The following is a 12,354-nucleotide window of genomic DNA, read 5'->3' as shown; positions in this document are numbered from 1 at the left end:
GCTTTCCGGGGAGGTGCGACGCCCCCCGAATGACCCCGGACATCCGAAAGGAGCAACCCATGCAGAACCAGTATCGTCTTGGCATCGACGCCGGCGGCACCTTCACCGACTTCATCCTGGCCGATCGCAAGGGCGGTGTGCGCATCTTCAAGGTGCTCTCGACCCCGACCGACCCGACGATGGCCATCCGCAATGGCCTGAAGCTGATCGAGGAAGAAACGGGCCTGTCGCCCGAGACCATCGTGTCGAACTCGGATCTGTGCATCAACGGCACCACCGTGGGCCTGAATGCGCTGATCACCCATAACGGCGCCAAGACCGGCCTGATCGCCACGAAAGGTCACGAGGACAGCATCGAGATACGTCTGGGTCACAAGGAAGACGGCTACCGCTACGACCCGGAATATCCGCCCGCGACCATGCTGGTGCCGCGCTACCTGCGCCGCGGCGTGTCCGAGCGCGTACTCTCGAACGGCACCGTGCACACCGCCCTGAACGAGGAAGAGGTGCGCGAGGCCTGCCGCCATTTCCTGCGCGAGGGCGTCGAGTCGGTCTCGATCTCCTTCGTCTGGTCGGTCCTGCACCCCGAGCACGAGTTGCGCGCCGGCGAGATCGTGCGCGAGATGATGCCCGATGTGCGCCTGACCATCGGCAGCCAGCTTTACCCGCAGGTGCGCGAATACACCCGCACCTCGACCGCCATCGTGAACGCCTACCTTGCGCCGATCCTGCAACGCTATGTCGAGGCCGTGGACACCTATTTCCAGTCGCTCGGGGCGCGTCACCCGGTGCGCTACTTCCAATCGAACGGCGGTCTTGCCCTTGGCAAGGTGGTCACCGACCAGTCGGTCTATGCGATCAACTCGGGTCCGGCCTCGGCGCCGCAGGCCGCGCTCTGGTTGGGCGAGCCCTGGGCGATGAAGGACATCATCACCGTGGACATGGGCGGCACCTCGTTCGACATCACGCTGACGCGCGACGGACGGGCCAACGTGTCGAAGAACATCGACTTCCTGCGCTATCGCATCGGCATTCCGATGATCCAGGTTGAAACGCTTGGCGCTGGCGGTGGCTCGATCGGCTGGATCGACAGCATGGGCCTGATGCAGATGGGCCCGCAGTCGGCGGGCTCCGAGCCCGGCCCGGCCTGCTACGATCAGGGCGGCGAGCGACCCACGACGACCGACGCGAACCTGATCCTTGGCTATCTTAATCCCGATGGTCTGGTCGGCGGGCGCCTGCCGCTGAACGTCGAGAAGGCCCGCAAGGCGATCAAGACGCATCTGGCCGACCCGCTTGGTATCAGCGTCGAAAAAGCGGCCTTTGGCATGTTCACCATCGTCAACAACAACATGGTCAACGCCATCCGCCGCGTCTCGGTCGAGCGTGGCTATGACCCGCGCGACTTCGTGCTGAACTGCGCGGGCGGGGCGACGGCGGCGCATATCACGGCGCTGGCGCGTGAGATGGGCATCCGTAAGGTGCTGATTTCCAAGCTCGCCTCGGGGCTGTGCGCCTTCGGCCAGATCATCTCGGACGTGAAATACAACTACATGGCCCCCGCGCCGGTGCGTCTTGAGGGCGCCGAGGCGGCCGCGCGCCTTGACGGGCTGTTCAATCAGCTGGAATCGCGCGGCACCGAGGATCTGAAGTCCGACGGCTTCACCGATGACAACATCTCGGTGCGTCGCAGCCTTGATATGCGCTACGTCGGGCAGGTCCATGAATGCACTGTCGATGTCGAGCCCTTCGAGGTCACCGAGGCGGCGCTGGCACGCCTCAAGGCCGCGTTCCACGCCCGCCACGAAGAGCTTTACACATACTCCGAGCCGCAAAGCGCGGTCGAGGTGGTGAACGTCGAAAGCGCGATCACCGGCGCCGTGGACAAGCCGGGCCGGATGGAGATCGCACCGGGCAAGGGCGCGCACGCGGCCCTCAAGGGCACGCGCGAGATGATCTTCAATGCCGAGGGCATCGCGCATGACACACCGGTCTATGACGGCGCGCTGCTGGGCGCGGGCGATCGCATCACCGGCCCCGCCGTCATTCAGGAGATCACGACCACCATCGTGATCGAGCCGGGCTGGCTGGCGGAGCTTGATGCCTCGGGCGTCTATCTGCTCTCGCAGCATGAGGCCCATGTCGCGCGCGTTCTGGCCGATGCGGTGACCGAGGACGCGTAAGGTGTCGCTTGAGCTGGAAAACATGGGGGTCGCCATTGGCGGCCCCCAACTCTTTTCCGAAGGGTGCTCCTGGCAGCGTCACGCATTGGTGGCGGTAGGCCCGTTGGTGTTTCGTTTTGCCGATCACCGCAGCCCGTCAGACTAAGCCGGATGATCCTGCACAGGCCGCGCCACCTGCTTGTCAGTCAGCCAGAAAGCCAATTTCTCAGGCATCCGTTCAAGCGCGTAAGTCTTGAGGGCAAAACGACCGCATGCCAATTAATTGGGGCAGACCCTAGCCTCGACAGAGGAAACCTTCTAAGCGGGGAGTTCTGTAGCAATGCCTCGTCACGGGGTGACCATGTGGAAACGGAGTCTGGCCTGTCATGGAGCGGGAGCCCTATGGAACGGGACCAGAGATGAAGCCTGATCTAAGCACCGCTGGCCGGGATCTGCCGCGTTCTTCCGCGCGGCTGGAGATCACTGAGGCGAGCCTTCAGCTTGACGCGCGGCTTGTTCTTGAGCGGATCAATCTGGATCTGTCGTTCCGGCGCTTAGGCATTGTCGGGCGCAACGGCTCGGGCAAGTCGACCCTGCTGCGGCTTGTGGCGGGGTTGGTTGCCCCCTCCGCCGGTCAGTGCCGCTTGAATGGCACCGATGTCCTGTCCGATCGTCGCGCGGCATTGCGTGAGGTCGGCATCCTGTTTCAGAACCCCGATCATCAGATCATCTTTCCGACCGTTCTGGAGGAGATCGTTTTTGGTCTGAGACAACTCGGGCGCAGCAAGCGCGCAGCGCAGGACGAGGCGCGCGCGACCCTTGCGCGGTTCGGGAAATCTGACTGGGCCGATGTTTTCGTGTCGACCCTTTCGCAAGGGCAAAAACATCTTGTCTGCCTGATGTCGGTCGTCGCGATGGCGCCGCGAACGCTGCTGCTGGACGAACCCTTCGCCGGGCTGGACATTCCGACAAAGGCCCAGCTGACCCGCTATCTTGGGTTGTTTCAGGGGGCCGTTATCCATGTCTCGCACGACCCGGCGGATCTGGCAGGTTATGAAACGGTCCTGTGGCTTGAAAAGGGGCGCATCGCGGCCCTGGGCGACGGGGCTGCGGTTCTGGGGGGCTATCTAGACGAGATGGCGCGGCAGGGAGAGGGCGATGATATCTCTCACCTCGCCGGTTAGAGTTGCGGCCCATGGCTGGCCAGCGGCCCTCAAGCTGGGGCTGTTGTCGCTGGTGACACTGGGACTGGCCTCGACGGCACAGTTATGGGTGCAATGTGCGGCGCTTCTCGTGATGTTGGGCCTGTACGCGGCGCCGGGCTGGCTCTTCTTCACGGTCGGGTTGCGCCGGCTGATCATCCTCTGGCCCTTTGTTCTGGGGGTCATGGCCTGGCACATCTATATCGAGGACAGCCTTCAGGGGCTGGTCATCGTAATACGGCTGGTTACGGTGGTCGGCGCAGCGAACCTTGTGACGATGACCACCCGGCTGAGCGACATCATGCAGGTCGCCGGTGCCTGCACGAAGCCCTTCGCACGGCTTGGGTTGAACCCTCGGCTGCTTGAGATCTGCGTGATGCTGGTGGTGCGTACGATCCCGGTGCTGGCGCAGAAGGGGCGGGAGTTGACACAAAGCTGGGCGGCGCGCTCCCACCGCAGGGCGCATTGGCGGATCGTTCTGCCGCTTGTCGCCGTGGCGCTCGATGATGCAGAATATGTAGCCGAGGCGCTCCGCGCGCGCGGCGGGCTTTTGGCGCCTCAGGAGGAAGACTGATGGAAAGAACTCTCGCCCATGTGGCACTGTTTGCGGCTCTGATTGCCGCGTTGGGTATGATACCGACGATCACCTTGGGGTTTGGCGTTCCGATCACGGCGCAAAGCCTGGGGATCATGCTGTGCGGAACGGTGTTGGGGGCGCGGCGCGGGGCGCTGGCGGTGTTGCTTTTCCTGTTGCTGGTGGCGCTCGGGCTGCCCCTGCTGTCGGGCGGACGCGGCGGGCTTGGCGTCTTTGTGGGGCCGACCGCCGGGTTCCTGGTCGGTTGGGTCGCGGCGGCTTACGTGACCGGTTGGATCGTCGAGAAATGGCGGGCCGCGCCGTTGGCGCTGGTCGCGATGATCGCATCCGTCATAGGCGGCATTGTCGTGCTTTACGCCTTCGGGATCGTCGGCATGTCCATCGTGCTGCAAAAGAGCCTGACCGAAGCCGCGGTGCTGGTCGTAGCCTTCATTCCGGGTGATGTCGCCAAGGCTATCGTCGCCGGTCTGTTGACCACCTCACTCGCGCGGGTGCGTCCCAGAAGCATTCTCTCTCGCACGTCCTGAGCCTGTCAGGCGCAGGCTCATTCCCCCCCGCCTCCGGTGGCCATGGTCATGAAGCTTCGAAAGACCTCGGCTACCGGTTTGAGGGGCTCTGCGCGCGACCATGCCAGACCGACATCCATGCTGGGGACCTCGTCCGAAAGGGTGCGGACCTCCAGCCGTCGCCCCTCAAGCGACCACGGGCGATAGACCATGTCGGACAAGATCGTGACGCCCATTCCGCCTGCCACCATCGAGCGCACGGCCTCCACCGACGAGGTCGAAAAGATCACGTTCGGCACGACGCCGGCATGGTCCCAGTAGCGGCCCGCGGTCTGCTTTGCCTCGTCGACGGTCAGCATCACGTAGGGCTCGCGCGCGACGTCTTGCAGGCTGATCTGCTTGGCATCGCACAGGCGGTGATCGGTCGGCAACCAAAGACGCCGCTGCGAGCTGACCAGCGTCTCGTGCGCAATCTCGGCTGAATTGGCAATGTTCGAGACCAGCATGACGGCGATGTCATACTCGCCTTCCAGAAGCCCGCTTTCGATCCGGTCGCGTGCCACCTCGTGCATCTCAAGGGTGATGAGGGGATAGTTGCTGCGAAAGCGCGCATAATAGCGCGGCATGTAGTAGCCCGCGACGGTGTAGGTCGTCGCCACCCTCAGCGTGCCACTTTCCTTCCGCTCGGTGCCAAGCGGGCTGCGCACGGCGTCGTCGACCGCCGCCATGATCGTCCGGGCGTGATTCAAGAAACGTGCGCCTTCGATCGTCAGGGTGACGCCACTATGGCCGCGCTCGAACAGTCGGACGCCCAGTTGGTTCTCCAAAGATTGCACTGCAGAAGTCACGGATGACTGGGAAATGTTCATTTCCATAGCGGCGTGGCTGACCTGTCCGGTTTCGGCGGCCGCGACGAAATAGCGAATTTGTTTTAAAGTCAGTGACATGGTTGGCCTGCCAAGAAGTATCGATTTTTCAGATATTAATATTCAATAAATAGAACTATTCAAGTCACCCATCTTCGGCTCACCCTTGAGGGCAGGGATAAACGGAGATGAGTTGAATGCGGGCGAGCTTGAACTGCGACATGGGAGAGGGATTCGGCCTCTATCGGATGGGGGACGATCAGGGCATGATTCCGCTGATCGATGTGGCCAATGTCGCATGCGGTTTTCATGGCTCCGACCCCGACCACATGCGCGCCACTGTGCGTCTGGCCAAGGCGCATGGCGTCAAGGTCGGGGCGCATCCGTCCTTGCCGGACCTGCAGGGTTTCGGGCGGCGCGAGATGAAGATGGGCCGCGAGGAACTGGCGAACTGCATGCTCTATCAGGTGGGCGCGCTTGTCGGTTTTCTGCGCGCCGAGGGCATGGTCCTCAACCACATCAAGCCGCATGGGAGCCTCTATGGCATGGCCGCGCGTCAGGAAGAGGTGGCCCATGCCGTCTGCGACGTCGCCGATATCTACGGCGTGCCGCTGTTTGGCATGATTGGCACGCTGCATGAGCGCGTCTACGCCGAGCGCGGGCACAAGTTCGTCGCAGAATATTACTGCGATCTGGATTACGCGCCCGGCGGCGCGCTGATCGTCACGCGCGAGCACGAAGCCAAGGACCCCGAAGAGATGGCGGCGCGCTGCCTGCGTGCCATTCGCGAAGGGCAGGGCACGGCGAACGACGGTTCGACCTTCCCGACGCGCTGCGAGACCATCTGCGTGCACTCCGACACGCCCAATGCCATCGACATCGCCCGCGCCGTGCGCGCCGCGGTGTCGGAAGAAACCGTTTGATCACGAAAGGAGCGCCAAGAATGGCCCAGATCCTGTCCCCGCTTCCCGGCACCTTCTACCGCACGCCGGCACCGGACAAGCCGCCTTACAAGGCCGATGGCGATGCGGTCGCCGTGGGCGATGTGATCGGCCTCATTGAGGTGATGAAATCCTACATCGAGGTCACCTCGGACGTCGCGGGCACCAACATCCGCTTCAGCGTCGATAACGAAGAGCCGGTGATGGCCGGCACCCCTCTGGCGGATCTCGACTGATGCTCAAGAAACTTCTGGTCGCGAACCGAGGCGAGATCGCCGTGCGGATCATCCGTGCAGCCCGTGACCTCGGGATTGCGACGGTGGCGGTGCATTCGGCTGCCGATACCGACGCCCTGCATGTCCAGCTTGCCGACGAGGCGGTCAATATCGGGCCGCCCGCGGCCAAGAAATCCTACCTGAACATGGCTGCGATCCTTGCGGCGGCGGAGACGACCGGGGCGGATGCGATCCATCCCGGCTACGGGTTCCTCGCCGAGAATGCCGAATTCGCCGATGCCGTTGCGGCGGCGGGGCTGGTGTTTGTCGGGCCCTCGGGTGACGCGATCCGGCTGATGGGCGACAAGGTGTCGGCCCGCTCGGCGGCCCATGCCGCAGGCGTGCCGGTGGTTCCGGGCTCGAGCGGCCGTGTGGCTGGGATCGAAGAGGCGCGCCATATCCTGATCGACACGGGCTTTCCGGTGATGATCAAGGCCGCGGCAGGCGGCGGCGGGCGCGGTATTCGCATCGCCAACAACCTCGCGGAATTCGAGCAGGCCTTTCCGCAGGCCGAGGCTGAGGCGCTGTCTGCCTTTGGCGATGGCGGGCTTTACATGGAGAAGGTGATCGGCCGCGCGCGCCATATCGAGGTGCAGGTGCTCGGTGACCGCACCGATGCCATTCACCTGTTCGAGCGCGAATGCTCGCTGCAGCGCCGCCGCCAGAAGGTCTGGGAAGAGGCGCCCTCGGCGGCGCTCTCCGAGGGGCTGCGCGATCGGCTCTGCTCCTCGGCGGTCGCCTTGGCGCGTGCGGTCAGCTATTCGGGCGCGGGTACGGTCGAATACCTGTACGACGATGCGGCCGACCAGTTCTACTTCATCGAGATGAACACCCGTATCCAGGTCGAGCATCCGGTGACCGAGATGATCACCGGGGTGGACCTGGTGGCCGAAGGCCTGCGGATCGCCGGCGGCGAGGCGTTGCGTCTGAAGCAGCGCGACATCGTCCCGCGCGGCCATGCAATCGAGGTGCGCATCAACGCCGAGGACCCGGCGCGCGATTTCGCGCCCTTCCCGGGCAAGGTCGGTGATCTGCGCCTGCCCGGCGGCCCCGGCGTGCGGTTCGATTCCATGCTTTTCCAAGGCTATCAGGTTCCGCCCTTCTATGACTCGCTGCTGGCGAAGCTCGTCGTTCACGCCGAGACCCGCGAGGCTGCGATCACGCGGCTTACCCGCGCGCTGACCGAGCTTTCGATCGAGGGGATGAAGACCACCAAGCCGCTGTTTCTCGCGCTGGCTGCCGACGAGACGGTGCGCGCGGGCGCGGTGCATACCCGCTGGCTTGAGGGCTGGCTTTCCGAAAACGCGGACCGTCTGAACGACGCGCAAGGCTGAAAGGATAAGGGATGGCGATACGTTTCTCTCATGGCGGCGACGAGCATATCTTCGGCGAGGTTTCCGAATCCATGTCGCTCGAGTCGTTCTTCACGGGGCTTTCGATGATCAACGCGGTGCGCGCGGCGCAGATCCCCGGCGTGATCGAGACCTGCCCCGCGAACGCAAGCTTTCAGGTCAAGTTCGACCCCGACAAGATTAGCCCCACCGACATGCTTAGGGAGCTGAGAAGCTTTGAGGAGCAGGCGGCGAAATCGGACCAGACGCTGGCCACGCGGATCATCGAACTGCCGGTCTACTACCAGGACCCCTGGACACATGAGACCGAGATGCGTTTCCGCGAGCGGCACCAGGATCCGAATTCCACCGATCTGGAATACTCCGCCCGCGTCAATGGCTATGCCACGATCGAGGAGTTCATTGCGGCCCATGCCGGAACGCCCTGGTTTGTGTCGATGGTGGGCTTCGTTGCGGGGCTGCCGTTCCTCTACCAGCTTGTTGAGCAGAAAAAGCAGATCCAGGCGCCGAAATACCTGCGCCCGCGGACCGACACGCCGAAACTGACCGTCGGCCATGGCGGCTGCTTCGCCGCGATCTATTCGGTGCGCGGCGCGGGCGGCTATCAGATGTATGGCGTAACGCCCGCCCCGATCTACGACCCGAGCCAAAAGGTGCGCTATCTCTCGGAGGAGATGTGCCTCTTCAAGCCGGGGGACATCGTCAAGTTCCGCCCCCAGACGCGTGATGAATACGATGCCACGCTCGAGGCGATCGAGGCAAACGAGTGGGAGCCGACGATCCGTTCGTGCGACTTCAGCCTGACCGAGTTCAACCGCGACATGGCCGGCGCCAATGCCCGTCTGATGGAGGCCCTCAATGGCAATTAAGGTAATCACCCCCGGGCTTTCGACCACGGTGCAGGACCTCGGCCGGCCGGGCTATTATCACCTCGGCTTCCCCGAAGGCGGCGGTATGGATCGCTTCGCGACGATGGTGGCCAACCTTCTCGTGGGCAACCCCGAGGGCGCGGCCCTGCTCGAGGCGACCTTCATGGGGCCGGAACTGGAATTCACCGCTCCGGCAGTGATCGCCATCACCGGCGGCGAGTTGCCGCCCAAGCTGAACGGTGTCGAGCAGTCGACCTGGGAGAGCTTTGCGGTCAAGGCGGGCGACCGGCTGAGCTTCGGTTTCCTCAAGGGCGGCGCGCGGGCCTATATCGCGGTGTCGGGCGGGATCGACGTGCCGGTCGTGCTCGGCTCGCGCTCCACCTATGTTCTGGGGGCGCTTGGCGGTTATCAGGGCCGCGCGATCAAGGCGGGCGACGAACTGCCGGTGGGGCAGGGGGCAGGCACGCCCGGTCGCAGCCTGCCAGTCGCGCTGCGCCGCCCCGAGGCGACCGAAATCGAGCTTCGGATGCTGCCCGGCCTTTACTGGCACCGGATCACCGAGGCGGCGGGTGCGCGCTTCTTCGAGGATGTCTGGAAGGTCGCGCCCGAGGCCGACCGGATCGGCTATCGCTTCCGCGGCGGCCATCCGCTCGAATTCGTCGAGCGCGTGCAGCCCTTCGGCGCAGGCTCGGACCCGTCGAACATTGTCGATGCCTGCTATCCCTATGGCTCGATCCAGGTGCCCTCGGGAACCGAACCGATCGTGTTGCACCGCGATGCGGTCTCGGGCGGTGGCTACATGATGCTCGGTGCCGTGATCTCGGCCGATATGGATGTGATCGCCCAGCTTCAGCCGCACCGTCCCGCTCAGTTCGTGCCGGTCACGCTGGATCAGGCGCTGGCCGCGCGCGCCGACAATGGCGCGCTTTTCACCGCGGCGCGGGCGCATCTGGCGGGCTGAGCCCCCCGTTTGCCCCGGTCCGGGCCCTGTCCCGGAGCGGAGCGCACCGAGCGTCAAGTTTGGGCGCGCTCCGCGACAAGACAGGCCCGGCGCGCCGTGCGACGCTAAACACCCGGACGGCCCGAAAAGAGGCCGCCGAAACCACAGGGAGGGAAGACCCGACCCGAAAGCGCAGCTTTTGGGAACGGTAGCCCCTTTTCCAAGAACCGGATGGAAGGGCGGAATGCGCCAACTCGAAGCTGACAATATTTCCGTGGCCTTTGCGGGGCTCAAGGCGCTTTCCGAGGCGCGCCTGAGCGTGACGCCCGGCCATGTCACGGGTCTCATCGGTCCGAACGGTGCGGGCAAGACGACTCTGGTGAACGTACTGACCGGCTTTCAGGCGCCGACCGAAGGCGCGGTGAAGCTCGACGGCGAAAGCCTTGTCGGGCTTGCGCCGCATCAGGTCCGCCGCCGTGGCGTCGCGCGCACCTTTCAGGGCGGGCGCCTCTTTCGTGAACTGCCGGTGATCGACAATCTCGAGGTGACGGGCGTGGGCCTGGGCCTCTCGCGCGCCGCAGCGGTTGCCGAGGCGCAGGCAATGCTCGACTGGGTCGGCATCGCGCCGCTTGCGGACCGGATTGCCGGTACGCTGCCCTATACCGACGAACGCCGCGTGGCCATCGGCCGCGCGCTGATGGGGCGCCCGGGTTACATCCTGCTCGACGAGCCCGCAGCCGGCATGAGCGCGCCCGAGGCGGCAGAACTTGCCGCCCTGATCCGCCGCATTGCGACCGAGCTGAACTGCGGCGTGTTGCTCATCGAGCATAACGTGGGCCTGGTGCTGGAAACCTGCGACCATATCGTCGTGCTCGACTCCGGCGCCGTGATCGAGGACGGCCCGCCCGAGCAGATCCGCGCCTCGGAAACCGTGCGCCACGCCTATATGGGGACCGCCGCCGACAGCACCCTTCCGGTTCTGGAGGTGATGCAATGAGCTTGCTTGCCGTTTCCGATGTCACCATCCGTTATGGCCGCCTGACCGCGGTGCGCGAGGTGGCCTTCACACTGGCCGAGGGCGAGATCCTGTTCATCACCGGCCCGAACGGTGCGGGGAAGTCCTCGCTGATGCGGGCGATCGCGGGTGTGACGCCGCCTGCGGGCGGGCGGATTGACTTTGGCGGGATCGAGATCACCGGTCGCGCCCCCGAAGAGATCGCGCGCATGGGCCTGTCGATGGTGCCCGAGGGGCGCGATGTCTTCGGCTCGCTCTCGATTGAGGAGAACCTGCTTCTGGGCACCGGCATGCATTCGCGCGAACGCGGCTGGAAGGCCCGCGCGGCGAGCGCGCTGGAAGAGGTTTACGACACCTTCCCGATCCTCAAGGAGCGCCGCCACGGCCAGGCAGGGCTGCTGTCGGGCGGGCAGCAACAGATGCTGGTGATCGGCCGGGCGCTAATGACCAACCCACGCCTCATCGCCATCGACGAGCCCTCGCTCGGTCTCGCGCCCAATATCACAGATCAGGTCTATGAGCGGCTGATCGGGCTGCGCGCGCACCGCAAGCTGACGCTGCTGATCGTCGAGCAAAGCTCGACCCGCGCGGTGATGGTCGGCGGCCGGATGATCCTGATGCGCGGCGGGCAGATCCTGCTCGACGGCGATGCGGGCGCGATGGGCCAAAGCGAGGCCCTTCAGGCCGCCTATTTCGGATATGGAGAGCACTGATGCTGCAGGTATTGTTCGACGCACTCAGCCTCGGCTCGCTTTACGCGCTCGGCGCGCTCGGGATCGCGCTGATCTTCGGGGTGATGCGGCTGGTGAACTTCGCCCATGGCGACGTTATCGCCTTCTCGGTCTTCGCGCTTTTGTGGCCCTCGACCGATGCGGTGGCCATCGTCTTCGCGGGCCACTTGCCGTGGTTCCTCTTGATCCCCTTCGTGCTGGCGGTGGGGGCGGGGCTATCGGTCCTTTCCGAAATCGTCGTTTTCCGCCGCTTCCGCCACGCAAGCCCGGCCACGATGATGATCGCCTCCTTCGCGCTCGGTTTCGTTATCCGCTACTTCCTGCTGATGCTGTTCTCGAGCCGGCCGAAGTCGATCTCGCTCTTGCCGGCGCTTAGCCAGCCGGTCGAGATCCTCGGCGCCCGGATGCCGCTCTTGCAGCTCATCACAATACTCGCGACCATCGTCATGCTCATCGCGCTCTCGGTCTTCGTGCGCCGCACCCGGTTCGGGCTAGAAATGCGCGCCGCTGCCGAGAACTTCACCATGGCACGGATGCTGGGCGTGCGCGCGAACCGTGTGATCATGGGGGCCTTCGCGCTATCGGGCGCTCTGGCCGGGGCAATCTCGATCATTCTGGGCGCACAGACCGGCACGGCCGACATCCAGATGGGCGGGGCGGTCATGCTGATGGCCTTCATCGCCACCGTCATTGGCGGGCTCGGCTCGCTCGAAGGGGCAGTGCTGGCGGGGTTCCTGCTCGGGGCGGCTTCGGTCGTGATGCAGACCGTGCTGCCGCCAGAGGCGCGGCCCTTCCGCGATGCCTTCGTCTACGGGGCGGTGATCCTCGTGCTTCTCTTCCGCCCGCAGGGCCTGATCGCCGCGCGCGGCACCAAGGAAAGGGTCTGAGCCATGGCCAGCT

At 64.7% G+C, this 12,354-nt stretch carries 13 protein-coding genes; 12 read left to right on the top strand and 1 reads right to left on the bottom strand.

What is annotated here, in order from left to right; translation table 11 throughout:
* Nucleotides 1-59: 59 nt before the first annotated feature.
* The 4 genes from capA to KTQ37_RS00660 all read left to right on the top strand — a co-directional run bounded on the left by capA (nt 60) and on the right by KTQ37_RS00660 (nt 4,486).
* The gene (gene capA / locus KTQ37_RS00675; protein WP_218628543.1) at nt 60-2,183 is read left to right on the top strand and encodes a caprolactamase subunit alpha; all 2,124 of its coding nucleotides are present in this window, start codon (nt 60-62) and stop codon (nt 2,181-2,183) included.
* A 398-nt stretch (nt 2,184-2,581) separates the two neighbouring features.
* Nucleotides 2,582-3,346, top strand: a complete 765-nt coding sequence (locus tag KTQ37_RS00670; protein ID WP_218628542.1) for an energy-coupling factor ABC transporter ATP-binding protein — start codon at nt 2,582-2,584, stop codon at nt 3,344-3,346.
* Nucleotides 3,321-3,938: an energy-coupling factor transporter transmembrane component T family protein gene (locus tag KTQ37_RS00665; protein ID WP_218628541.1), complete on the top strand. Its 618-nt coding sequence runs from the start codon at nt 3,321-3,323 to the stop codon at nt 3,936-3,938. Before KTQ37_RS00670 ends, KTQ37_RS00665 begins: the two co-directional genes overlap by 26 nt.
* Nucleotides 3,938-4,486: a biotin transporter BioY gene (locus tag KTQ37_RS00660; protein WP_218628540.1), complete on the top strand. Its 549-nt coding sequence runs from the start codon at nt 3,938-3,940 to the stop codon at nt 4,484-4,486. The genes KTQ37_RS00665 and KTQ37_RS00660 overlap by 1 nt, the downstream gene beginning before the upstream one ends.
* 17 nt (nt 4,487-4,503) lie before the next feature.
* Here the strand turns inward: KTQ37_RS00660 and KTQ37_RS00655 are convergent, their stop codons facing one another.
* Nucleotides 4,504-5,412 carry a LysR family transcriptional regulator gene (locus KTQ37_RS00655; protein WP_218628539.1) on the bottom strand — a complete coding sequence of 303 codons (909 nt, stop codon included), beginning with the start codon at nt 5,410-5,412 and terminating at the stop codon, nt 4,504-4,506.
* A gap of 116 nt (nt 5,413-5,528) precedes the next feature.
* Between KTQ37_RS00655 and KTQ37_RS00650 the strand changes: the two genes are divergently transcribed.
* The 8 genes from KTQ37_RS00650 to KTQ37_RS00615 all read left to right on the top strand — a co-directional run bounded on the left by KTQ37_RS00650 (nt 5,529) and on the right by KTQ37_RS00615 (nt 12,341).
* A complete protein-coding gene (locus KTQ37_RS00650; RefSeq protein WP_218628538.1) occupies nt 5,529-6,254 on the top strand; it encodes a LamB/YcsF family protein in 726 nt (241 codons plus the stop codon).
* Between the two features lie 20 nt (nt 6,255-6,274).
* Complete coding sequence (locus tag KTQ37_RS00645) at nt 6,275-6,508, top strand: acetyl-CoA carboxylase (RefSeq protein ID WP_218628537.1); 234 nt, start codon at nt 6,275-6,277, stop codon at nt 6,506-6,508.
* Nucleotides 6,505-7,881, top strand: a complete 1,377-nt coding sequence (locus KTQ37_RS00640; protein ID WP_218628985.1) for an acetyl-CoA carboxylase biotin carboxylase subunit — start codon at nt 6,505-6,507, stop codon at nt 7,879-7,881. Before KTQ37_RS00645 ends, KTQ37_RS00640 begins: the two co-directional genes overlap by 4 nt.
* 11 nt (nt 7,882-7,892) lie before the next feature.
* Nucleotides 7,893-8,768: a 5-oxoprolinase subunit B family protein gene (locus KTQ37_RS00635; protein ID WP_218628536.1), complete on the top strand. Its 876-nt coding sequence runs from the start codon at nt 7,893-7,895 to the stop codon at nt 8,766-8,768.
* Entirely contained in the window at nt 8,758-9,729 is a 972-nt protein-coding gene (locus tag KTQ37_RS00630) for a 5-oxoprolinase subunit C family protein (protein ID WP_218628535.1), read from the top strand. Before KTQ37_RS00635 ends, KTQ37_RS00630 begins: the two co-directional genes overlap by 11 nt.
* 223 nt (nt 9,730-9,952) lie before the next feature.
* Nucleotides 9,953-10,705, top strand: coding sequence for an ABC transporter ATP-binding protein (locus KTQ37_RS00625; protein WP_218628534.1), 753 nt, complete (start codon nt 9,953-9,955; stop codon nt 10,703-10,705).
* Nucleotides 10,702-11,436 carry an ABC transporter ATP-binding protein gene (locus KTQ37_RS00620; RefSeq protein WP_218628533.1) on the top strand — a complete coding sequence of 245 codons (735 nt, stop codon included), beginning with the start codon at nt 10,702-10,704 and terminating at the stop codon, nt 11,434-11,436. The genes KTQ37_RS00625 and KTQ37_RS00620 overlap by 4 nt, the downstream gene beginning before the upstream one ends.
* Complete coding sequence (locus KTQ37_RS00615) at nt 11,436-12,341, top strand: branched-chain amino acid ABC transporter permease (RefSeq protein WP_218628532.1); 906 nt, start codon at nt 11,436-11,438, stop codon at nt 12,339-12,341. Before KTQ37_RS00620 ends, KTQ37_RS00615 begins: the two co-directional genes overlap by 1 nt.
* The last annotated feature ends 13 nt before the right edge of the window (nt 12,342-12,354 follow it).

Origin of the sequence: Sedimentimonas flavescens (genome assembly GCF_019264375.1) — a bacterium.
Lineage (GTDB): Bacteria > Pseudomonadota > Alphaproteobacteria > Rhodobacterales > Rhodobacteraceae > Rhodobacter > Rhodobacter flavescens.
Note: the sequence above shows the minus strand (reverse complement) of the source record. Positions and strands in the feature narration are given on the sequence as shown.